The following is a 22,118-nucleotide window of genomic DNA, read 5'->3' as shown; positions in this document are numbered from 1 at the left end:
GATCAAGATATGTTCGATTACGCCACGGTCTCGCACGGTCTCTACATTGGCGGACGCTGGCAGCCCTCGTCGGAGGGCCGCGTGATCGAAGTGGTCGATCCATCAACCGAAGCCGTGATCGCGGTGGTTCCCGATGCCACGCTTGCCGACGCGGCCGCAGCCGTCAACGCGGCCTCGAAGGCAGCGGCCGGCTGGCGCGAGACCTCGCCACGCAGGCGTTCGGAAATCCTGCGGCGCTGCTTCGAACTGATGACCGAACGGGCGGAGATACTGGCTGCGCTGATCTCGCTGGAGAACGGCAAGGCGCTGCGTGACGCGCGCAGCGAGGTCGCCTACGCCGCCGAGTTCTTTCGCTGGAATGCCGAGGAGGCGGTCCGCATCAGCGGCGAGTTCGGCCTTGCGCCCTCGGGCGCCAACCGCATCATTGTCGACTACCAGCCCATCGGCATTTGCGTGCTCATCACGCCATGGAATTTTCCCGCCGCCATGGCGACGCGCAAGATCGCGCCGGCGCTCGCGGCCGGCTGCACAGTGATTTTGAAGCCCGCTAGCGAGACGCCGCTGACGGCCTATGCGCTGGCAGCGCTCTACGAGGAGGCTGGCGTGCCGCCCGGCGTCGTAAACGTGCTCACGACCTCGACGCCCGGACCGGTGACGGCGGCCATGCTGGCCGATCCGCGCGTGCGGAAACTGTCATTCACCGGCTCGACCGGTGTCGGCCGGGTGCTCCTGGCCGAAGCCGCCAAGCATGTCATCTCCTGTTCGATGGAACTTGGCGGCAATGCACCGTTCATCGTCTTCGACGACGCCGACCTGGAAGCAGCGCTCGACGGTGCGATGGTTGCCAAGATGCGCAATGCCGGCGAGGCCTGCACCGCCGCCAATCGGCTTTACGTTCAGGCCGGCATCCATGATGCCTTCGCCGATGCGCTGCGCAAACGCATGGCCGCCCTCAATGTAGGTCCTGGCACACACACGGAAACCGAGTGCGGCCCGATGATCACCAGCAAGGCCGTGGACAAGATCGATCGTCTCGTCCGGGACGCGGTCGCCCGTGGCGCCAAGGTTCTGTGCGGCGGAGCGATCGCCGAAGGCAAAGGCTACTTCTACCCGCCAACGGTGCTTCGCGACGTTTCCGCTGACGCCGCCATGATGCATGAGGAAATATTCGGTCCCGTGGCTCCGATCATGCGCTTCGACAGCGAGGCGGACGCCATTGCGAGGGCCAACGACACCGAATACGGTCTCGCTGCCTATGTCTACACGCGCGACCTGGCCAAGGGGATGCGCGTGGCATCGAAGATCGAGTCGGGAATGATCGCCCTGAACCGCGGCCTGATGTCGGATCCGGCGGCGCCCTTTGGCGGCGTCAAGCAGAGCGGACTGGGCCGCGAAGGCGGTCAAAAGCACGGCGTTGCCGAGTTCATGGAGGCGAAGTACATCGCCGTGACCCTGTGAGCGGACACGCCAAAGATCCGTTTCGCATTCGCGATCATGTGGTCGAGTTCGACGACATCGTCGCCGAGATCGTGCGCAGAAGCGAAGATAGCAGGGCGAACGTGCCAATGGTCGGCGATGTCGCCTACGGAGATGACGCCACCGAGACCATCGACCTGTTCTTTCCCGAGGGCAAGCGGGACCGCCTGCCGGTGCATATGTTCATTCACGGCGGCTATTGGCGCATGTTCTCCAAGCGTGATTATTCTTATGTCGCCGAGACCGTCACGAACGCCGGTGCGATCGCAGTCATCGTCGACTATGCGCTGATGCCGGCTGTCAGGATGGCAAAAATCGTCGACCAGGTGCGCCGCGCCAAGCGATGGGTGCTTGACCATATCGCGGACCATGGCGGCGATCCCGACCTGCTGACGGTCAGCGGTCATTCCGCCGGCGCGCATCTGGCGACGATGCTTTTCGACGGCGACAGCCGGCCGTCCGGCATCAAAGCTGCGCTGCTGCTCGGCGGCCTTTACGACCTGAAGCCGTTGCAGATGTCATTCCTTGCCGCCGAGATCGCGATCACCGACGAAGAAGCCCGCCGGTTCTCGCCGATCAACCACAGCTTCGATCCATCCGTGGCCGTAGGGATCTCGGTCGGCGCCGATGAGACGCCGCCCTTCCACAGCCAGGCCGCGATGTTCACGAGTCACCTGGAAGAGCAAGGGCTGACTGTCTCGCGCACGACCCTTGCGGCGGCCAATCACATGAGCAGCGTCCGCGACCTTGGCGTGGCGGGCACCGAAGCCGCGTCACTATTGGCCCGCCTCGTGGGATCTCATTCAGCCTAGTAGCCGTAGTAGAGCCCAAGACCGCGCTGCAGGGCGGAGGCCAGATGCGCCTGCATTGCCGCCGCAGCTGCCTCCGGGTCGCGTGCCTTGCATGCCAGGATGACCTGCATGTGCTCGCGCAGGGATTGCAGCACGAGAGGCACGGTGACCTTTCTGTCCAGCCGGATCAGCCGGACGTAGTTGTGAAGCCGCTTGTAGGAACTGTCGATCAATGGATTGTTCAGGCTGGCAATGATGGAGTGATGCAGCAAGGTCTCGAGTTGCTCGAGGTCGGCCCTGACCAGGTCGGTGAGCCCACCGCGCTCGATCTCCTCGATGACCGCCAAATGACGTCTTTCCAGTTCCGCCAGATCCGCCTCGTCCGCGGTTTGCGCGTAAACCCCTGTCGCCGCGCGCTCCAGAATGCTGCGAAACTGGTAGGTCGACCTGGTCAGTTCGAACCCGGGCTTGACGAACTGGATGCCCGAGCGCGAATGGATGATGACGATCCCCTCCGCCTCGAGCAGCTTGAGCGCGTCGCGCAGCGGCGCAACCGGGATTTGCAGCATTTCGACAAGATCGCCTTGCGACAGAAAGGCGCCCGCGGGGATCTTCCGCTCAAACAGCGTCTCAAGAATGCGCGTGTAGGCACGATCGCCAAGGCGTTGGCCGGCTGCCGCCCCGGCGGCCCCATCGGACTGATCGTCGTGCTGCGCCACTTTGACCCTCGCCTCTGAAATATCTAAGCATGATTCTGAAACATTACTGGCCGTGCCATCGTAAAGTATCGCATTGCCGGTTATCAATGCACCTTTGCAGGATACGGCTGACCGGGGTCTTGCGTTGAGCGCAACCGGTATCCCGGGCTGCCTGGAGGTCGTCGGGCGCCAACGAGCCTGGGCCGCCAACCCGTTGACGAAGCGTAGCCTGCTGCATTTGCGTGCTTGCCTGCCCGACAGTTTTGCGCCTGGCAACTTGCCTCTTGTCCAAAACTGAAATATCTAAAGCGCATTCTGAGATATCAGAGAGCCAGTATGCGCATCGCCGAGTACCGCATTACCCGCTATCAATTCGCTCGTGACCGGACCATCGGTGACAGTCAGGTCCGCATCGATACGGCGCACGTGGCCGCGCTTGAGCTCGTTGCCGAGAATGGCCTGGTCGGCCTGGGCTTTATCCAGAGCTTGTTTCACCCGCTACCAGACCAGGCGGAGATCGTACGGGTTTTTGAAGAGGAGGCCTGGCCCGATCTCGCAGGGCAATCGCCTTTGGCGCTCGTGCATCGAGTCCAGCGGCCGCGCGGCGGAAACAGGCGCGCCTTCGGCTTGCCTTTCGAGGAAGCCCTCCAGGTTGCTTTGTGGGATCTGAGTGCGAAGCTGGTCGGCCTGCCGTTGCACGAGCTCCTGGGGAGCCGGCGCAAACGCGTGAAAGCCTACGCATCCGGTCTCGATTTCCACCTCAGCGACGATGAATTCCAGGCGTTCTTTGCCCATGCCGAGGCGCTTGGTTATCGCGCGTTCAAGATCAAGGTGGGGCATCCCGATTTCGGCCGGGATTTGTCCCGGCTGGAGCTGTTGAGAAAGACGGTGCGGCCCGGCTCGTCGATCATGATTGATGCAAACGAGGCTTGGGGGGCCAAGGAGGCATCGGTAAAACTGCAGAAAATTCATAGCCTTGGCTTTGATCTGCTTTGGGTCGAGGACCCTATCCTGCGCCACGACTTCGACGGACTTCGCAACCTCAAGGCGGCAACGCCGTGGACCATGATCAATTCAGGCGAATACCTTGATGCGGCCGGCAAGCGGCTGTTGATGCAGGCCGGCGCTACCGACATGCTGAATGTCCATGGGCAGGTGACGGACGTGATGCGCATCGGCTGGCTGGCAGCCGAACTCGGCGTCCCGGTGACGCTTGGCAATACGTTTCTCGAAATCGGCGTACACATGGCCTGTGCGCTGCCCGAAGTCGAGTGGCTCGAATACTCGTTCCAGAACTTCGATCACCTGGTCGAGCAAACAATCGAAATTCATGACGGCTGGATTCATGCGCCCGATCGAACGGGCCATGGGCTGGTCTTGTCGGAGACCGGGCGTCTGGATTGGACGCGCCCCGAAATCCTGTCGCGCGAAGACCTTGGTGATGCACCCGTCAACCCCGCGGGTTGACGTGGTCCCAAACTCGCAGCGAGCGCTGGATGAAGCGAAGGCCTGGTAGATAAAAAGGGAGGAATGACGTGCAGAAGCTGAAGATATTGACCGCAATTGCGACCATGGTGGTGGCGTCGCCGGCGCTGGCCCAGGAGATCACCGTCTGGGACGTCAACGTGGACGATGCCGCCCACGCGACATACTACGATCACGCGAAGGCTGCATTCGAGGCCGCGCACCCGGGAGCAACTCTCAACCTCCTGTCTCAACCGGACGCCGAGTACTACACGCTGCTGGGCACGGCGCTCGCTTCGAAGGCCGGCCCCGACGTCATCTGGGCCAATGGCGGCGCCCAGGCCAAGGCCCTGGTCGGCGGGCTAATCCCGCTCGACGACAAGCTGCCCGACCTGATCCCGAAGCTCGTTGGAAAGTCCGCGTTCACCGGACCTGACGGCAAGCTGTACTTCATCCCGACGACGCTGCAGGGTCACGTCGTCTACTACAACAAGGCGCTTTACAAGGCCGCAGGGCTCGATCCGGAGAAGCCGCCGACGAGTTGGGCCGAACTGACCAAGGTCTGCGACGCCTTCAAGGCGCAGGGTAAACCCGCCTGCTTCATGATGGCCAACAAGGAAGGCTACAACGCCGAGTTCTTCCTTTCGGAAGCCGCGAACCAGTCGCTGACCACGCAGCAACAGGCCGATTGGCTGGCAGGCAAGCTCCATTGGTCGGATCCGCCGATCAAGGCGATCCTGCAGGCCTGGGTCGATACCGCCAAGAATGGCTGGTACCAGGAGGGCGGCAACTCGCAGACCATGTTCATGGATGAGTTTGCCCTCTTCGAGCAAGGTGTCGGAGCCAACGTGATGGGTCTGCTCTCCAACGTCGCGCATTGGAAGCAGTTCGAAACCAACATGGGCGTCGAAAAGGTCGGGGTCTATCCCATGCCCTCGCCGACCGTTGCTGCCGATCAGCATGAAGGTGCCCCCGGCGTTCCGCTCGACGGCGGCGTTGGCTACGGCGTGAACAAGGACTCCGCGAACATCGATCTCGCCGTCGACGCGGTGCGAATCCTCGCCTCGCCGGAAGTCCTGTCATACCTGGTCAACGACACCGGCTCGGTGCCAGCAAACACCGAAGTCAACACATCCGGCATTGACAGCCCTGGCCTCAAGCAGATCATGGGCTGGCTTGCGACCAGAGCCGTTCCGACCACGCATGCCAATTCTTCAGCGGCCGAGCTCGATGAATGGCACCACCAGAGCCAGCTCCTGTTCAACGGTGAAGCCACCGTGGACCAGGCTGCGGCGGCGCTCGACAAGGTCCAGGCTGAAGCCAAGCCGCAATAGCAATCTTCTCACGCAGACAGTGGGGGCGCTGCGACGCGCCCCCGTCCCCGCATCAGTGACGTGCCCATGACCGCCAATTCGTTACACCAGACAGGCCAAGCCGCGCGGACCCGTACCCGCCCAGGCCGGAGCCGCCGGGCAGAGGCGCGCGTTGCGGTGCTGTTCCTGCTTCCGGCCATCCTGCTTGTCCTGGTGTTTCGCATCTTTCCGCTGTTCTGGGGGTTTGGCATCTCCCTGACCAGCGCGACGTCGACCGACCCGGGCCAGTTCATCGGCGCCGGCAACTATCTGCGCGCACTGGACGACCCGAATTTCCGCTCCGCCATGGCCAACGCCGTCGTGGTGCTGCTTTCGGTGCCGATCTTTGTGACCATCCCGATGCTGCTGGCCATCCTGATCCACCAGGGCGTGCCGGGGCGCACGTTTTTCCGCTCCGTCTATTTCTTTCCCGCCATTCTTTCGAGCGTCATCATCGGGTCTATTTTCAGCGTGGTGCTGAGCTTCAATGGCAATCTGAACGCGTTGCTGAGCATAGCGGGGATCAGCGGTGTGGACTGGCTGGGGCACTCGGCGACCGCACTTCCGGTGACGCTGGCGATCCAATGCTGGTCGACCTTCGGCATGGGTGTGCTGATCTTCCTTGCCGGGCTGTCGACCGTCTCCAAGGAAATGGTCGAGGCGGCACGTCTCGACGGCGCCAAGATGTGGCAGATCTGGTGGCATGTCATCATCCCGGAGCTTCGCCCGATCATCGAGTTCTCGACGGTGATCACGACCATCGGCCTGCTGACTTCGATGTTCGGCCTGATCTACGTGCTGACCGGCGGCGGACCCGGCACGGCGACGACGGTGCCCGAATATCTGATCTGGGCCGCACAGGGAAAGCTCAACCGGCCCGCCTACGCCGCGGCTGTCTCGATGGTCCTGTTTTTCATGACGAGCATTCTCGCATGGCTGCAGATTCGCATCTTGTCGCGCAACGCGAACATCTGAAGGAGAGGTCGTGTCAGGAGCAGGAAAACGACAGCGGCTAACCCTCAGGATCGCGGCGATCCCGATGGGGTTGCTGGCCTTGAGCTGCCTCTACCCGATCTTTTTCGCGGTCAACAACGCACTCAAGACACGTCACGATTACATGCTCGACCGCTTCGGGCTCGCCATGCAGCCCACGCTCGACAACTTCGTGCAGGCCTGGACCCGGGCGCACCTCGATGAGTACTTCCTCAATTCCGTGATTGCGACGCTCGGGGCGGTCATCTTGTTGATGGTCGTGTCTTCCATGGCCGGCTTCGCCCTCGCGTCGCTGCGCTTTCCCTATCGGCGCTTCCTGTTCGCGGTCATCCTGTCGTCGCTGATGATCCCCGTGCAAGTCGTGCTGGTGCCCTTCATGCGCACGATGCTTGCCCTCAACCTGGTCAACACGCACATCGGGCTCATCCTGTCTTACACCGCATTTTTCCTGCCTTTCTCGGTCTACATGATGACGGCGTTCTACTCCGGCCTGCCGCGCGAGCTGATCGAAGCGGCGCGGATCGACGGGGCCTCGCTGCTGCAGGTCTGGTGGCACGTGATGCTGCCCCTGGGAACGCCGGCATTGGTGACGCTGGCCATCCTCAACACGCTGAGCTGCTGGAACGATATTCTGATCTCCCTGCTGGTCATGCAGAAGCACCGCACCCTCATGGTGGGGATTTCCGCGCTCAAGGGCCAGTACTCGGACCAGATACCCCTGTTTACCGCTGGCATCGTCATCGCGGCGGCGCCGATCGTTGTTCTTTACATCCTGTTCCAGCGACGAATTGTTTCGGGCATCGCGGTGGGCGCAGTGAAAGGTTAGCCGATGGCGCGTGTCGAACTGAAACAGGTCAGCAAGAGCTTTGGATCGACGGACGTTATCCGCGATGTCTCGCTTTCGATCGAGGAGGGCGAGTTCGCCGTATTCGTTGGCCCTTCGGGCTGCGGAAAATCCACCCTGCTGCGCATGATTGCCGGGCTCGAAGAGACGAGCGGGGGCGAGATCTTCATCGGCGGCGACGACGTGACAGACGCGGAGCCTGCCGACCGCGGAGTGGCGATGGTGTTTCAGTCCTATGCGCTCTATCCGCACATGACGGTGGCGGACAACATGAGCTTCGGCCTGCGGATGGCGCACCGCCCGAAGGAGGAAATCGCCAGCAAGGTCGGGCGCGCGGCCAAGATCCTGCAGCTCGAAGAGTATTTGCAGCGCAAGCCGGCCCAGCTCTCGGGAGGACAGCGCCAACGGGTGGCAATAGGGCGGGCGATCGTGCGCGACCCGAAGGTGTTTCTCTTCGATGAGCCGCTCAGCAATCTGGATGCCGAGCTGCGGGTGCAGATGCGCGTGGAACTCGCCAAGCTCCACCGGGTCCTTGGCAACACCATGATCTATGTGACGCACGACCAGACTGAAGCGCTGACCATGGCCGATCGGATCGTCGTGCTGCGCAGTGGGCGCATCGAGCAGATCGGCACACCGCAAGACCTCTATCAAGATCCCGACAACGCGTTCGTCGCGGGTTTCATCGGCTCTCCCCGGATGAACTTTCTGACCGCCATTGTGCAGGCGGGGGGCCGTCTCGCGTTTGGAGGCCAAGAGATGGACAGCCCGGCACAGACCCCGCTTGAGCCCGGACGGAAACTGCAGCTGGGCTTGAGGCCCGAACATCTCGACCAGGACAAGGGTGTCGACCTCGAGGCAAAGGTGGAATTCGTCGAAGCGATGGGCTCTACGGCCTATGTCCACGCCACGCTGGCGACCGGCGAGACCATCATCGCGGAGCGGCGGTCGTCGCAACCAAGGACCGGCGACAAGATCATCCTGCATTTTGCGCCCGCATCGGCGCGGCTCTTCGGCGAAGACGGACAACGCATCCGGTGAGCGTTCACGCGCCTCCTCGACCGCATGAGAACGAGAGCTGACCATCCGCCGCGTGGGACGTGATCAAGACCAGCGATGACTGAAGCGATAATCTTGTGTCCGCCGGCCTGGCGCCGGCACCGGCTGCTCGCTCTGGCTGGCTTCACGCCCAATCAGTCGAAGAACCCGGCGTCCTCTGCCAGCAGATATTGCTTGGCGCCCTGGGCGTCGATGTCGAGCCCAAGCCCGGGAGCTTCGAGCAGGTCGACCATTGAATCCTTTACCACCTGCTTGGGCAGGCCGATGACGATATCGTTCCACCACGGGTCCGAGGCGCTGGGATATTCGAATGCCACGTAGTTGGCGGGCAAGGTGGCGCAGACATTGATCAGCGCGCCGAGGCCGAGCAGGCCGTTGGCGGTGCCGTGCGGCGCCATCAGGATCGAGTGCATATAGGCGTGCTCGGCTACCCATTTGAGCTCGGCAATGCCGCCAATATCGGCCGGATCGGGGCCGATGACGCGCACCGCCTGGGTCTCGATCAGTTCCTTGAAATTGTGCCGCAGGTAGATCTGCTCGCCGGTATGGATCGGCGTCGAGGTGGAGGTCGTCAGCTCGCGATAGGCCTGAGGATTGACCCAGGGCACATAGTCGCCGGTCAGCATGTCCTCGAGCCACATCAGATTGTACTTCTCGACCGCGCGAGCGAACCTGATCGCATCGGGCAGCATCCAGCCCGGACCGCAATCGAGCGCCAGGCTGACCTTGTCGCCCAGCACTTCCTTCATCGCGATCACGCAGTCGAGCATGTGATTGAAACCGCGCTCGCTGATCATGCCCTGATCCATGGCGCCATGATAGCCGGCCTTCTTCTGCGTCACGCCGTAATGGAAGCCCTCGATGGTGTCCTTCATGTTGGAATGGAACGAGATTCCCTGCTTGATCATGAAGAAGTTCTGCGGCTGCTCCATCATCCATTTGACGTCGGCGGCGTAATCCTCCGGCCGATCGCCCGCGCGTTTGCGGCGGATCGAGCCGTTGTAAACACGCACCTTGTCGCGCACCTTGCCGCCGAGCAGCTTGTAGGCCGGCACGCCCGCCGCCTTGCCGGCGATGTCCCACAAGGCATGCTCGATGGCCGAAACGGCGGCACCATAGGGCTTGAACGAGCCGCGTTGGCGGATCTTCAGCATCACCCGCTCGACGTCGGTCGGATCCTCGCCGATCAGCGCGTCGCGGAAATGCAGCACAAAGGGCTTGAGATACGTCTTGGTGAACTCGACCTCGCCAAGGCCATAGAGGCCCTCATCGGTAACGATGCGCACTATGGGGTGCTTGCCGATGACGGCACAGCGCAGGTCGGTGATCTTCATGGCGCAGTCCTATTTCACAGACGAGAAAGCTGTCGGCGTGAGCAACTGGCTGCTGATATTGGCAATGATCTGCCCGTCGCGCTCAGACTCGTCCCGGGCCCTGTGCCATGCCGGATCGGTGACGAAAGCCGCCCATTTCGCCTCACGCTCGGCCAGCGAATCCCAAGCGAGGAAATAGGTGAGGCGATTGCTGTTTTCGCCGATCGCCGTGGTGAAAAACCCGGCTTGGCGGATGCCATGCCTCTCCCAGATGGCCAGCGTCTGGTCGGAAAAGCGCCTGAGCAAAGCCGGCAGCCTGCCCGGCAGGCAGTCATAGATGCGCAGTTCGTAGAACATGGTTTCGTCCGTTTCTTTCTTCGCCTCTCCTTTGGGAGAGGTCGACACGAATGGTCGGTCGTTGACCTTGTGAGCTTGGAGGGAAGGTGGTCTGGGCTAACTCCAGGTCCGGTCCCAGCTATATTCATTGTCCCAATGCTCGGTGGATTGCCATATCCCCGTGACACCCGGTTGCAGGTGATGCGAGATGACCTCGTCGACGACGTCGTCGATCCCCAGCCCCGGCTTGTCCGGCACGGTGATGAAGCCGTCCCTGACGAGCGGCTTGGGGAGACCTGTGACGATGTCGTCCCACCAGTCGACATCGGCGGAGTGGTATTCGAGCGCCATGAAGTTTTCGGTCGCGGTCGCGACATGCGCCGCAGCCATCGCGGCGATCGGGCTTTCTGCCATATGGATCGCCATGGCGACGCCGTGGTCCTGCGCCATATCGCCGATCTTCTTGGTCTCGAGGATGCCGCCGCTGGTGAGCAGGTCCGGATGGATGATCGAGACGCCGCCGCTCTTGAGCAGGGGCTCGAAGGCCTCCTTGAGGTAGATGTCCTCGCCGGTGCAGATCGGCACCGTGGTGGCTTGCTGCAGTTGCCGGTATTGCTCGGTGTATTGCCAGGGGATCACGTCCTCGAGCCAGGCAGGTGCGTATTTCTCGATGCGGCGCGACAGGCGTATGCCGTCCTGCAGCGAGATGTGGCCGACATGATCGATGGCTAAAGGGATCTCGTAGCCGATGACCTCGCGGACCTCGTGGATATACTGCTCGAGCAGGTCGATCCCCTTTTCGGTGAAATGCAGGCCCGTGAACGGGTGCTGCACGTTCTGCGCGTCGTAGGCGAGGTTGCGGGCCTTACGCTCCTCGAGTGTGCCGCCACGGCCGCGCGGATTGGCGTGAAACCCTTCGAGCGCGCCGGCGGGCGCGACGACGGCGCCCGGAACATGGGAGATCTGCATCAAGCCCAGGTCCATCTTCAAGAATGTGAACCCGCGGTCCATGCGCTCCTTGAGGCGCTTGCCGGTTTCGGTCCCGCTCGGTCTCTCGGCGTCGGTATCGCAATAGACGCGCACGTGATCGCGAAACTTGCCGCCCAGCATCTGATAGATCGGGACGCCATAGGCCTTGCCTGCGAGATCCCACAGCGCGATCTCGACTGCGGAGACGCCGCCGCCTTGGCGGCCGTGCCCGCCAAACTGCTTGATGCGGCGGAACAGGCGATCGATGTCGCAAGGGTTCTCGCCCAGCAGCCGGCTCTTCAGCATCAGCGCGTAGGTGGCGCTGGCGCCGTCACGCACTTCGCAAAGTCCGACGATGCCCTGGTTGGTGTAAATCTTGAGCAGTGCCGAGGTGAACGGCGCGCCGACGATTTCGGCAACCCGCATGTCGGTGATGCGGAGCTCCGACGGCCTGGAATTCGTGTTCACCCGATTGAGCGCCCCGTCGGCTCCACCCGTCTCTGGCATGACTTATCCTCGTTCTGGTCGATGGGGCTTGTGACCCGCACATGGGCCGGCGAGCACGGCTAACTCAGCTCGATCTCGTGAGCCTGCAGATAGTCGCGGTTCATCTCGACACCGAGACCGGGCCTCGACGTCAGCTTGAGGCTGCCGTTCGAAACGTCGAGCGGCGTGTCGATGAGATGATCGTATTTGGAGAGATTCCACTCCGACGTTTCGAGCTTGTAGAAGTTCGGAACGGTCATCATCACCTGCGCTCCCGCAACCACGTTTATCGGTCCCGCGGCATCATGGGGCGAGACCGGGATGTAGTAGGCCTCGCACAGGGCGGAGATCTTCTTGAGTTCGGTGATGCCGCCGGTCCAGGTCACGTCGGGCATGATGTAGTCGGCGAGCTTGTTCTCCAGCACCGGCACGAAATCCCATTTCGTGTGGCCGCGCTCGCCCCACGAGATGGCGGCGCTGACCTTCTCACGCACCTGCTTGAGCGCGTTGAGGCTTTCGGGCGGACAAGGTTCCTCGAACCAGTCGATCTGGCCAGCCTCCTCGAGGCTGCGACAGAGGCGAATGGCGGTGGGAACGTCGAAGCGGCCATGCGCATCGATGAGGATGTCGACATCGGGGCCTGCCGTTTCGCGGATGAGAGCTGTGAGTTCGGCCGCCTCTCGCTCGTCCTTGCGGGTCATGCTGCCGTCGAGGTAGCCGTCCCGCTGCTCGCGCGACAGTCCATCGGTGGTGCGGCCCTGGTGCGGGAACGGATCGAACTTCAGCCCGGTGTGGCCGGACTCGACGATGTCTCGAATTTCACGGACCACAGCCTCCTTGCTGGTAAACTTCGCCTGGTTGGGATGGGTGTAGAGGGCGATTTCATCGCGCACCGGTCCGCCCAGCAACTCATAGATCGGCTTGCCGAGGACTTTGCCGCGGATGTCCCAAAGCGCTATGTCGATGGCGCTTACGCATTCGACGGCGGCGCCGCGGCTGCCCATATAGGTGAAGCTGCGGAAAACCTTGTGCCAGAGATGCTCGATGCGCGCCGGATCCTCGCCGGTCACGGCGGCACCGATCTGCCGCAGGATCGTGCAGAGCGCGCGGTTGGCGAGCTTAGTGGTGGTGGTGATCTCTCCCCATCCGCTCACGCCCTCGTCGGTCGTCACTTCGACAAACAGGTACTCTCCCCAATAAGAAGCATCGGACTTGATCAGCCATGGCCGAATGCTCGTGATTTTCATCTCACCTGCCTTTGTCCGATGCGGTCGGGATAACGACGTTCCAGACCGGATAGCCTACCCTGCCCGAGCGGCGTTGCGCGCGCGCATGTGTTCGAGGACATGCCGCCCGGAGCCCTCGACATGGCGTGCAATGAGTTCGGCTGCCTCGTCCGCATTTCCAGCTTTGACATGCGCGATGAGCTCTCGGTGCTCGCGAATGATCGCGGCGCGCCGGGCGAGCGTGAAATTGAAGCGCCGGCTCACCGCCCGCAGCACTTCGCGATGCTTCCACCAAAGCTCGGCGGCATGGCGGTTATAGTGCCTCTGGTACATCACGGTGTGGAAGGCGGTATCCAGCTCACTGTGCCTGAACGTGTCGGCGAAGTTGTTCTCTTCGATCAGGCCCTGGATGCGTTCGAGCTCAGCAATGTCCTCGACGGTAGCCATATTCACGAACCATCGCGTCAGAGCCGGCTCGATCAGGACTCCGATCTCGTAGATATCCCGGACAAAATCCTGATCTATAGGCCGCACGCGCGCCCCGCGGTTGGGAACGAAGGTGACAAAGCCCTCGCCCCGCAACAGTTGCAGGGCTTCGCGCACCGGGTTGGTCGAGGTGCCGTGACGCCGGGCGAGATCGGTGACCACCAGCCGTTCGTTGGCGGCGAGCCGACCTTCGATGATGTCTTCCCTGATCAGTTGATAAAGCGAGGCGCCCTCGCTTGAGGCCCCGAGAGCGTCAATCCCCTCGGGTGGTTCCGCTTTGAAATCGCTTGTTTCTGCCAAGGCCCGTTCCCCAATCATACACATTTTGACCGATATCACGCACGGTTCCTATAAACAATGTACGATTTATCGCGTTGACAGACAATCTGTGATCTGAAAACGTACAAAATGCGCGAAGGGATACATTTGAACGAGATATCCCCATGGCCGACGAGCAAAGACCGCTCGCCTCGATGCTGAGCGGCATGGGAGAGAAACCTGGAGGATACCTATGACGAGGATTACACTCGGCAGTGCCGTCCTGCGCGGCACTGTCTCCACTGCCTTAATGGCATCGTTGATGTCCGCACCAGCGCTGGGTGCGGCGCCGGTCGATCTGAGCAAGTGGTCGCCGGAATATGTGCGCTCCATTGCCGGCACACAGGATTTTGATACGGCGGCCGATTGCGGCAAGGTCACCCCGCTCGACTACAAGGGGCGGCTGACTTTCTGGTATCAGGGCGTGTTCGAGGGCGATCCCGACCTCTTGCGCCAGTACTACAAGGACTTCTTCGAGACCTTCCGAAAGACCTATCCGAACATCCAGCTCGAGGAACAAGCCCTCACCTATAACGATCTCCTCGACAAGTTCCGCACGGCGCTCCTTGGCAATGCAGCGCCGATGGCGGTCCGCCTGCAAATCCTGGGTGGCACCGAATTCGCCTCAAAGGGCTATCTGGAGCCGCTCAAGCCGGAGGATGTCGGGTATTCGACCGAGGATTTCTGGCCCGGCGCCATGAAGGCCGTGACCTGGGACGGGGTGACCTACGGCATTCCAACCAACAATGAAACAATGGCTTTCATCTGGAATGCCGACATCTTCAAGCGCGCGGGCCTTGATCCGGACAAGGCTCCGGCGACCTGGGACGATGTCGTCAAGTACTCCAAGCAGATCCACGACAAGCTCGGCATCGCCGGTTACGGCCTGGTGGCGCGCAAGAATGCCGGCAATACGCCGTACCGCTTCATGCCTCAGTTGTGGGCCTATGGCGGCGGCGTCTTCGACGAAGCCACGGCGAACCCGACGTATAAGGAGATCGAGCTCAACAGCCCGCAGAGCAAGGCGGCGCTGCAAGCTTCTTACGACATGTATGTTCGCGATAAGTCGGTTCCAGTTTCGGCACTCACCAATCAGCAGGCCGACAACCAGCCGCTGTTCCTGGCCGGCCAGCTCGGCATGATGATCTCGCACCCGTCCGACTACAATGTCATGCTCGACCTGCAGAAGAAGGCGACCGGCACCGACAAGGACAAGGCCCAGACCGTCATCGACAACATGCGCTACGGCCTGATTCCGACCGGCCCGGACGGCAAGCGCGCCGTCGTGTTCGGCGGCTCGAACATTCACATCCTGAAGCCCGAATATGTCGAAGGCGGCAAGGTGGACGAGCCGGCGGCCAAGGCCATCATCTGCATGTGGACGAGCCCCGAGTGGTCGCTGAAGATGGCCTACGCCGGCTCGAACCCGGGCAACCTTAACGGCTTCAAGACCAAATGGATGAAGGAGCGGCTGGACAGCATCAAGTTCCTCGATGTCACCACCTCGATGCTGCCATACGGCATCCCGTTCCCGGCGCTGCCGCAATCGCCCGAGATCATGAACATCATCGTCCCGGACATGCTGCAGAATGCCCTGACCGGTGCGATGACCGTCGACCAGGCAGCGGACGACGCGGCCAAGAAGGTGAAAGACCTGATGGGCGGCGGCCTCTAGCCGAAGCCTGACCCGATCTTGCCGGCTGCGCCGAGCGCGCGGCCGGTTCGCTCCGAAAAACAAGGGCACGCCAAAGTGACGATCGTGGCCGGAAAGACCGGGGCTCGGCGAAGATTGCGACCCCTGCCGGGCAAGATTTGGGAGCATCGCGCTGACTACGCGTACGTGCTTCCTGCGATTGCCGTGATGCTGATCGTCATCGCTTATCCGATCTACTACACGATCGAGCTGTCGTTCTTCAACACGCCACCTGGCCTGCAGCTCCGCGACAAGATCTTCGTCGGCTTCGGCAACTACACCGCCATCCTCACCAGTCCGGTGTTCTGGAAGGTCACCTCCAACACCCTTATCTGGACACTGGCATCCACCTTCATCTCCTTTGTCCTGGGATTTGCCTGCGCGCTGGCGCTCCATCGCGAGTTTGTCGGCCGGGGCGTGCTGCGCGCCATCCTGATCATTCCCTGGGTCATCAGCGCGGTCGCCGCATCCTATATCTGGAAGTGGATCTACCATTCGGACTTTGGAATCATCGGCGCGGTACTGGTCGGCCTCGGATTGGCCGATCGGCCGCCGAATTTCATCGACAGCGTCAGCACGGTGCTGCCCTCCCTGATCGTCGTCAATATCTGGCGGGAGTTTCCGTTCGCCATGATCATGATGATGGCCGGTCTTCAGACAGTCCCCGAGCAGTTGTTGCGCGCCGCAAAAGTCGACGGCGCCAATGCATGGCAGCGCTTCTGGCACGTCACCTTCCCGCATTTGAGAAACGTCTCCACGGTGACGATCCTGCTGCTGGCGGTGGCCAACTTCAATTCCTTCATCATCCCCTGGATCATGACCGGCGGCGGGCCGTCCAACGCATCGCACATCTGGATCACCCACATCTATGAGCTCGCCTTCGGCCGGCAGCGCTGGGGGGTGGCATCGGCCTATTCGGTGCTTCTTTTCCTCATCCTGATGACGCTCGGCTACTTCTACGTCCGCGCGCTAAGCGGAAACGAACGCAAGGATGCAGGCGCATGAGCACGATCGCCGAGACAGCCCGCCTGGGTCAGGCCCGTCGACGTGCGAGCATCGACGGATGGCGATGGGGCGGGCGTATCTTCCTCATATTCATGCTGCTCTACACCGCATTGCCGATGATCTGGATGCTGCTCACCTCGATCAAGTCCGGCTTCGCCGCGATGCAGTTCCCGCCGCAATGGTGGCCTGACCAACCAACCCTTGCCAGCTACCAGAAGCTGCTCGATCCGCAGAACAGCGTCGGCCAGGACTTCCTCCGCTTCTTCTGGAACAGCCTTTTCGTCTCCACAGCCACGACCATCCTTTCGGTGATCGTGGCGGTTCCCGCGGCCTACGCGTTTTCTCGCTTCACGTTTCCCGGCCGGAACTTCCTGTTCTTCGCCGTATTGCTGCGCAACATGTTCCCGGCGGTGATCTTTCTCGTGCCGCTCTTCATCCTGATGCGCGCCATCGGGCTGGTGAACACGCATGGGTCGCTCATTCTCACCTACCTCACCTTCGGCCTGCCGCTGGCAATCTGGCTCCTCAAGGGCTTCTACGACAACATCCCGGTGCAGCTCGAGCAGGCGGCGCGCATCGACGGGGCGACGCGGTTCCAGGCCTTTGTCCTGATCGTGATGCCGCTCTCGGCGCCAGGCATCATCGCCACGGCGATCTATTCCTTCATCGGCGCATGGAACGAATACATCTACGCGTACACCTTCCTCTCCAAGAACGAGCAACTGACATTGCCGGTCGGTATCCAGCGCTTCTTCTCGGAAAACACGACCGACTTCCCGGGTCTGATGGCTGCCAGCTTCATGATGAGCGTGCCCGTCGTGGTCCTCTTCCTCGTCCTGCAACGATACTTCGTACGCGCCCTTACCGAAGGCGCGGTCAAGCACTAGGGAGTTGCCGATGGCCCACGTGGTCCTCAAAGATCTCGTCAAGACCTATGGCGGCTTCAAAGCCGTCAACGAGGTTTCGCTGACGGTCGATGACGGCGAGTTCGTTGCGCTCGTCGGCCCTTCAGGCTGCGGCAAGACAACAACACTCAACCTCATCGCTGGGCTGATCCCGATCACATCGGGCGACATCCTCATCGGCGACCGGGTGGTCAACGACCTCGACCCCAAGGACCGGGACATCGCTATGGTGTTCCAGAACTACGCGCTCTATCCGCAAAAGTCGGTCTATATGAACCTCGCCTTCCCGCTGCAGATGCGCAAGCTGCCCAAGGACGAGATCGACAGGAAGGTCAGGGAAGCGGCGCGGGTGCTCGACATGACGCAACTGCTCGAGCGCAAGCCGCGCGAACTTTCGGGCGGGCAACAGCAGCGCGTGGCGCTCGGCCGCGCGCTGGTTCGAGATCCGGCGGTATTCCTGATGGACGAACCGCTCTCCAACCTCGACGCAAAGCTGCGCGTGCAGATGCGGTCCGAAATCAAGCGCTTCCATCAGGACCTCGAGGCGACGATCGTCTACGTCACGCACGACCAGCTGGAGGCCGTCACCATGGCAGACAGGATGGCCGTGATGAACGGCGGCTATCTGCAGCAATACGATTCGCCGGCACAAGTTTTCGCCCATCCCGCCAACATGTTCGTCGCGAGCTTCGTGGGCAGCCCGGCCATGAGCCTCATTCCGCTGGAGGCATCGACGGCCAACGGCGCCACCGCTCTGACGAGCGCTGAAGGCTGGAGCCTTGCACTGTCGGAACTCAACGCGCGCAAGGTCCAGGGAGCGACCACCAGGAAGGTCGTGCTCGGTGCGCGACATTCGACGATCAAGCTGCACAAGAGCGCCGTTCCCGGCGCCATTCCGGCCAAAGCCTACACGGTGGAGCCGACCGGAGACATCACCTTCGTGCAAGCGTTCCTCTCCGGCGCGATCATCAATATCAGCGTGTCCCCCACCATCGCCGTCGCACCCGACGAGCAGATCTGGCTCGAGTTCGACCAGGAGCGCATCCACCTGTTCGACGGCGAAACGGAGATGGCCCTCGAGGCCAACTGAGACAGGGCGGATGCGTGTGGAACGAGTGTGAATGACCACGAAGCTGAAGATCACGGCGATCAAGCCCTATCCGGTGTGGGTGGGAACCCGCAACCAGATGCTGGTCAAGATCGAGACCGATCAGGGCATCTTCGGCTGGGGCGAGAGCGGCTTGAGCGGTCGCGAGAAAGCCGTGGCCGGCGCGATCGAGCACTATCGCGAGTTCCTCATCGGCCGTGACCCGATGCAGATCGGCCGGATCTGGCAAGAGATCTATCGCAGCCAGTACTTCGAAGGCGGGCGCGTCCTGCAGGCGGCCATCTCGGCCATCGACATCGCCCTGCACGACATCAAGGGCAAGTCGCTGGGGGTGCCGGTTTATGAGCTGCTCGGCGGCAAGCAGCGCGACCGCATCCCGACCTTCGCCTCGACCGGAGACGAGGCCGAGGGCGAAGCCGCCATCGAACGAGCCGGGGAACTGCGCGCGCAGGGGTGGCAGGCGATACGCTTCTTTCCCGTCGGGCAAAGCAGCAGGGACATCTTCGAGCCGCGCGAGTCGATCGGCGCCACCGCAAGCATGCTGAACAGGGCGCGCGAGGCGCTGGGCAACGACCTCGTGCTCGGCATCGACTACCATCATCGGCTGTCGGTGGCCGAGGCGGCAAGCTTCTGCAACAAGCTCGGCCGCGGCGTGCTTGATTTCCTGGAGGAGCCGATACGGGACGAGACGCCGGAGGCCTACGAATCCCTGCGCACGATGACCGACATCCCATTCGCCATCGGCGAGGAATTCGCCAGCAAGTGGCAATTCCTGCCCTACATCGAGCGCGGCATCCATCAGTTCAATCGGCTCGATGTCTGCAATGTCGGCGGGCTCACCGAAGCGATGAAGGTCGCGGGCTGGAGCGAGGCGCACTATGTGGACCTGATGCCGCACAATCCCCTTGGTCCGGTGTGCACCGCCGCGACCATACATCTCGCCGCCGCAGTGCCGAATTTCGCCTGGCTCGAGACCAGGGCGCCGGAAAGAAAGCTGGGCTTCGACAGTTCCGAGTTCTTCCCGGTGCAACCACAGCTCGACGGCCCCGACTATCCGGTCAGCGATCTGCCGGGGCTCGGCGTCGAGATCAACGAGGCGGCGATCCAGGCGCAGAGTTTCCGTTTCTGGGAAGCACCCCACCTCAAGCGCCGCGATGGTTCTGTCACGAACTGGTAGCGCAACGTCAACCGGAGTCCACCATGACGCATAGCCCCGACATCACCCGGCCGTCCAAGGACCTGATCGACGCGCTGAGGGAGATCGGTGCCGCGACCGTTGCCGGCACGCTTGGTCACATGGGCTTCCGCAATCCGCATATGGTCGGTCCGGTGGCGCAGAACCACGGCAAGTCGATCGTCGGCCCGGCGCTGACGCTGCAGTTCCTGCCGCAGCGGCCCGACCTCTTCAACGAGGGAGAATATGCCGATCCGGAGACGCAATTGCACCGGCACGTGCTCTACCACGCTCAGGAGGGCGATGTGGTCGTGGTCGACGCGCGCGGTGACATGAGTTCGGGTGTCTTCGGCGATATGATGTCGACCTATTTCAAGGGCAGAGGCGGCGCTGGCATCGTCATCGACGGGTGCATGCGCGATCGGCCCAATGTCGAGAAGCTCGATCTGCCCCTATGGCTGCGCGGCTGGACGCCCAATTACCATGTGCAGACCAGCATCTATCCCAATGCCGTCAACGTTCCGATTGCATGCGGCAATGTCACGGTGATCCCCGGCGACATCATTGTTGCCGACGATGACGGGGTGGTGGTGGTTCCCGTCGCAATGGCCGCGAAGGTGATCGAAGAGGCGCAGAAGCATCACGATTGGGAGGAATTCTCGCGCGAAAAGCTCATGCAGGGCGGGTCGTTGCAACGCTATTATCCGCTGCATGACGATGCCCGCGGAGAGTACGAGGAGTGGCGAAAAGCCAGATCCTGAAGACGTTCTTGCCACCCCTTAGTGTCAAATCGGAAAATTATGGCGGACCAAAAACGGTAGCGAAGGCGATGTCCTTGAACCGTCGGAGCGGTTCGCCGGAACGCTCCACTTTCATGCGCAGGATCGCGCCTTCCCAGGAGGCAAGAAGAAACTCCGCCAGATCCCGTGGAGCGAACGTGCTGTCGATTTCCCCGGCAGCCTGGGCCTCCGCGATGCAGTCGCTAAAGGGCTGAAGCCACTCCCGGTACATCGCGACGAGATGTTGGCGCAGCGGCTCGCTCTCCTGGACCACCTCCAGGCTGAAGTCGCCGATCAGACAGCCCCGCACATAGCCATCGGCAGCGAGCCGATCCGAGATGATGTCCAGGTACCGCAGCAGTCGTTGCCGGGGCGCAAGACCAGCGCGGCAAAGGGGGCGTATTCCAGGTCGCGGTGGCCGGTCAGGTCGTGACATCGAGGCGCAAGGGATACTTTCCCGACAACGCTGATGTCGTGCGCGCGGTAAGGGAAGCTCTGCAACGGCGTCGCGAAAACGATCAGGGTGGGATGCCTGTCTAGCTCGGCATTTGGCCCAGACTGACCACGACCTTGCCGTACGGCCCGCGCCGCTGGTGCTCGAAAGCCTCGTGGACCGCCTCGAAGGGATAGACGGCATCGATCACCGGTCTGACGCCCAGCGCCTCGATTGCCACATTCATGCGCTCGAACTGCCGTCGCGAGCCCGTGGCGATGCCCTGCAGCGTAATGCGGTTGCGCGTCAGCACCGGTGTCGGCACGGACAGCTCGGTACCCGCCAGTTGGCCGATGAGGGATACAAGTCCGCCGGCTGCCACTGTCTCGATCGATCGCCGCAGATTGGCGCCGCCGATCAGCTCCAGTACATGGTCGACCCCGCGCCCGCCCGTAAGCGTCCGCACTTGTGCGGTCCAGTCGGGGTTGGCGCCGGCGTCGACGCAGAGCCTTGCCCCTAGCATCCGGGCGCGTTCGAGCTTGTCGGCGTGGCGCGACATCAGGATAGGGACTTGCCCGAAGGCCAGCGCGAATTGCAGTGCAAATAGCGCCACGCCGCCGGTTCCTTCGATAAGTACGGTCGTGCCCGGCCGCGACCGTCTGGACTCGACCAACGCCGACCAGGCGGTGAGCGCCGCGATTGGCAAAGTCGCTGCTTCCTCGTCGCCAAGCGAAGCCGGCGCCGGCACGGCGGCGTCCTCGCCGAACACGACGTGGCGCGCCAGCACGCCCGGCAGCGACAACCCCAGCGTCTGTCTGTGCAACACCGGCGGCCCATCGCCGTCGGCCCAGTCGGCAATCACCTGCCCTAACACGCGGTCGCCGACGCGGAAACGCGTCACTTCAGACCCGATGGCGACCACCTCGCCCACCGCGTCCGACGCCGGCACGAAGGGCAGCGACATCGCCGGCAACTTGCCATCGATCAACAGCAGGTCCTTGAAGTTGAGCGCCACCGCGCGCACCGCGACCAACAGCGCGCGCCGGCCGACCGACGGCAACGGCACCGCCCCGCGTACCAGCTTGTCGAGCCCAAACCCGGTCATGCGCCAGGCTTCAGTCATGTCATCCATTGCGCATCTCCAACCCTGTCGGCCTGTATTACCATCGCGCATTCAGCTACAATGGTGCGAATTTGTCGGAAGATCGTT

General features: G+C 62.3%; 20 protein-coding genes and 1 pseudogene. 13 read left to right on the top strand and 8 right to left on the bottom strand.

The window, feature by feature from the left end:
• Nucleotides 1-9: 9 nt before the first annotated feature.
• Nucleotides 10-1,458 (top strand): NAD-dependent succinate-semialdehyde dehydrogenase, encoded by a 1,449-nt coding sequence (locus tag EN846_RS04575; RefSeq protein WP_245478075.1) that lies wholly within the window; start codon nt 10-12, stop codon nt 1,456-1,458.
• A gap of 38 nt (nt 1,459-1,496) precedes the next feature.
• Nucleotides 1,497-2,288, top strand: a complete 792-nt coding sequence (locus EN846_RS04570) for an alpha/beta hydrolase (RefSeq protein WP_245509052.1) — start codon at nt 1,497-1,499, stop codon at nt 2,286-2,288.
• On the opposite strand, the gene EN846_RS04565 is transcribed toward EN846_RS04570, so the two are convergent.
• Nucleotides 2,285-2,986 carry a GntR family transcriptional regulator gene (locus tag EN846_RS04565; RefSeq protein WP_127282711.1) on the bottom strand — a complete coding sequence of 234 codons (702 nt, stop codon included), beginning with the start codon at nt 2,984-2,986 and terminating at the stop codon, nt 2,285-2,287. The genes EN846_RS04570 and EN846_RS04565 overlap by 4 nt on opposite strands.
• 315 nt (nt 2,987-3,301) lie before the next feature.
• On the opposite strand from EN846_RS04565, the gene EN846_RS04560 reads away from it, so the two are divergent.
• From EN846_RS04560 to ugpC, 5 genes are all read left to right on the top strand, one after another.
• Nucleotides 3,302-4,432, top strand: coding sequence for a mandelate racemase/muconate lactonizing enzyme family protein (locus EN846_RS04560; RefSeq protein ID WP_127308728.1), 1,131 nt, complete (start codon nt 3,302-3,304; stop codon nt 4,430-4,432).
• A 68-nt stretch (nt 4,433-4,500) separates the two neighbouring features.
• Complete coding sequence (locus EN846_RS04555) at nt 4,501-5,763, top strand: extracellular solute-binding protein (RefSeq protein ID WP_245478073.1); 1,263 nt, start codon at nt 4,501-4,503, stop codon at nt 5,761-5,763.
• 156 nt (nt 5,764-5,919) lie between these two features.
• Entirely contained in the window at nt 5,920-6,756 is an 837-nt protein-coding gene (locus EN846_RS04550) for a sugar ABC transporter permease (RefSeq protein WP_245478072.1), read from the top strand.
• Nucleotides 6,757-6,766: 10 nt separating this feature from the next.
• Complete coding sequence (locus EN846_RS04545) at nt 6,767-7,600, top strand: carbohydrate ABC transporter permease (RefSeq protein ID WP_210212271.1); 834 nt, start codon at nt 6,767-6,769, stop codon at nt 7,598-7,600.
• A 3-nt stretch (nt 7,601-7,603) separates the two neighbouring features.
• Nucleotides 7,604-8,659, top strand: coding sequence for a sn-glycerol-3-phosphate ABC transporter ATP-binding protein UgpC (gene ugpC, locus EN846_RS04540; protein ID WP_127308726.1), 1,056 nt, complete (start codon nt 7,604-7,606; stop codon nt 8,657-8,659).
• A gap of 152 nt (nt 8,660-8,811) precedes the next feature.
• Here ugpC and EN846_RS04535 read toward each other — a convergent pair whose 3' ends face one another.
• From EN846_RS04535 to EN846_RS04515, 5 genes are all read right to left on the bottom strand, one after another.
• Entirely contained in the window at nt 8,812-10,011 is a 1,200-nt protein-coding gene (locus tag EN846_RS04535) for a mandelate racemase/muconate lactonizing enzyme family protein (protein WP_127282694.1), read from the bottom strand.
• Between the two features lie 9 nt (nt 10,012-10,020).
• Entirely contained in the window at nt 10,021-10,347 is a 327-nt protein-coding gene (locus EN846_RS04530; protein ID WP_127282693.1) for an NIPSNAP family protein, read from the bottom strand.
• A 96-nt stretch (nt 10,348-10,443) separates the two neighbouring features.
• Nucleotides 10,444-11,802, bottom strand: a complete 1,359-nt coding sequence (locus EN846_RS04525) for a mandelate racemase/muconate lactonizing enzyme family protein (protein ID WP_127308725.1) — start codon at nt 11,800-11,802, stop codon at nt 10,444-10,446.
• 59 nt (nt 11,803-11,861) lie between these two features.
• Complete coding sequence (locus tag EN846_RS04520) at nt 11,862-13,028, bottom strand: mandelate racemase/muconate lactonizing enzyme family protein (RefSeq protein WP_127308724.1); 1,167 nt, start codon at nt 13,026-13,028, stop codon at nt 11,862-11,864.
• Nucleotides 13,029-13,082: 54 nt separating this feature from the next.
• Nucleotides 13,083-13,793: a GntR family transcriptional regulator gene (locus EN846_RS04515; protein ID WP_127308723.1), complete on the bottom strand. Its 711-nt coding sequence runs from the start codon at nt 13,791-13,793 to the stop codon at nt 13,083-13,085.
• A gap of 211 nt (nt 13,794-14,004) precedes the next feature.
• Between EN846_RS04515 and EN846_RS04510 the strand changes: the two genes are divergently transcribed.
• The 6 genes from EN846_RS04510 (at nt 14,005) to EN846_RS04485 (ending at nt 20,457) form a co-directional block, all read left to right on the top strand.
• A complete protein-coding gene (locus EN846_RS04510; RefSeq protein WP_127308722.1) occupies nt 14,005-15,486 on the top strand; it encodes a sugar ABC transporter substrate-binding protein in 1,482 nt (493 codons plus the stop codon).
• Nucleotides 15,487-15,561: 75 nt separating this feature from the next.
• Nucleotides 15,562-16,509 carry a sugar ABC transporter permease gene (locus tag EN846_RS04505; protein WP_127308721.1) on the top strand — a complete coding sequence of 316 codons (948 nt, stop codon included), beginning with the start codon at nt 15,562-15,564 and terminating at the stop codon, nt 16,507-16,509.
• On the top strand, nt 16,506-17,396 hold the full coding sequence (locus tag EN846_RS04500; protein WP_127308720.1) for a carbohydrate ABC transporter permease: 891 nt from the start codon (nt 16,506-16,508) through the stop codon (nt 17,394-17,396). Before EN846_RS04505 ends, EN846_RS04500 begins: the two co-directional genes overlap by 4 nt.
• 10 nt (nt 17,397-17,406) lie before the next feature.
• Complete coding sequence (locus tag EN846_RS04495) at nt 17,407-18,504, top strand: ABC transporter ATP-binding protein (RefSeq protein WP_127308719.1); 1,098 nt, start codon at nt 17,407-17,409, stop codon at nt 18,502-18,504.
• A 31-nt stretch (nt 18,505-18,535) separates the two neighbouring features.
• Nucleotides 18,536-19,699 (top strand): mandelate racemase/muconate lactonizing enzyme family protein, encoded by a 1,164-nt coding sequence (locus EN846_RS04490; protein WP_127390794.1) that lies wholly within the window; start codon nt 18,536-18,538, stop codon nt 19,697-19,699.
• Between the two features lie 23 nt (nt 19,700-19,722).
• A complete protein-coding gene (locus EN846_RS04485) occupies nt 19,723-20,457 on the top strand; it encodes a ribonuclease activity regulator RraA (protein ID WP_127308717.1) in 735 nt (244 codons plus the stop codon).
• Nucleotides 20,458-20,494: 37 nt separating this feature from the next.
• Here the strand turns inward: EN846_RS04485 and EN846_RS04480 are convergent.
• Nucleotides 20,495-20,854 (bottom strand): annotated as a pseudogene (locus tag EN846_RS04480) (TetR family transcriptional regulator C-terminal domain-containing protein); the annotation flags it as partial.
• Between the two features lie 157 nt (nt 20,855-21,011).
• The gene (locus tag EN846_RS04475; protein ID WP_210213976.1) at nt 21,012-22,040 is read right to left on the bottom strand and encodes an NAD(P)-dependent alcohol dehydrogenase; all 1,029 of its coding nucleotides are present in this window, start codon (nt 22,038-22,040) and stop codon (nt 21,012-21,014) included.
• Between the last annotated feature and the right edge of the window lie 78 nt (nt 22,041-22,118).

Origin of the sequence: Mesorhizobium sp. M4B.F.Ca.ET.203.01.1.1, assembly GCF_004791025.1 — a bacterium.
GTDB classification, from domain to species: Bacteria; Pseudomonadota; Alphaproteobacteria; order Rhizobiales; family Rhizobiaceae; genus Mesorhizobium; species Mesorhizobium abyssinicae.
The sequence above is the reverse complement of the archived record's forward strand: the minus strand, read 5'-3'. Positions and strand labels throughout refer to the sequence as shown.

Excerpts from the sequence above, each read along its gene's own strand:
- EN846_RS04575 (WP_245478075.1), top strand. The coding sequence starts at position 10 with ATGTTCGATTACGCCACGGTCTCGCACGGTCTCTACATTGGCGGACGC.
- EN846_RS04560 (WP_127308728.1), top strand. The coding sequence starts at position 3,302 with ATGCGCATCGCCGAGTACCGCATTACCCGCTATCAATTCGCTCGTGAC.
- ugpC (WP_127308726.1), top strand. The coding sequence starts at position 7,604 with ATGGCGCGTGTCGAACTGAAACAGGTCAGCAAGAGCTTTGGATCGACG.
- EN846_RS04535 (WP_127282694.1), bottom strand. The coding sequence starts at position 10,011 with ATGAAGATCACCGACCTGCGCTGTGCCGTCATCGGCAAGCACCCCATA.
- EN846_RS04530 (WP_127282693.1), bottom strand. The coding sequence starts at position 10,347 with ATGTTCTACGAACTGCGCATCTATGACTGCCTGCCGGGCAGGCTGCCG.
- EN846_RS04525 (WP_127308725.1), bottom strand. The coding sequence starts at position 11,802 with ATGCCAGAGACGGGTGGAGCCGACGGGGCGCTCAATCGGGTGAACACG.
- EN846_RS04520 (WP_127308724.1), bottom strand. The coding sequence starts at position 13,028 with ATGAAAATCACGAGCATTCGGCCATGGCTGATCAAGTCCGATGCTTCT.
- EN846_RS04510 (WP_127308722.1), top strand. The coding sequence starts at position 14,005 with ATGACGAGGATTACACTCGGCAGTGCCGTCCTGCGCGGCACTGTCTCC.
- EN846_RS04500 (WP_127308720.1), top strand. The coding sequence starts at position 16,506 with ATGAGCACGATCGCCGAGACAGCCCGCCTGGGTCAGGCCCGTCGACGT.
- EN846_RS04495 (WP_127308719.1), top strand. The coding sequence starts at position 17,407 with ATGGCCCACGTGGTCCTCAAAGATCTCGTCAAGACCTATGGCGGCTTC.
- EN846_RS04490 (WP_127390794.1), top strand. The coding sequence starts at position 18,536 with ATGACCACGAAGCTGAAGATCACGGCGATCAAGCCCTATCCGGTGTGG.
- EN846_RS04485 (WP_127308717.1), top strand. The coding sequence starts at position 19,723 with ATGACGCATAGCCCCGACATCACCCGGCCGTCCAAGGACCTGATCGAC.
- EN846_RS04475 (WP_210213976.1), bottom strand. The coding sequence starts at position 22,040 with ATGGATGACATGACTGAAGCCTGGCGCATGACCGGGTTTGGGCTCGAC.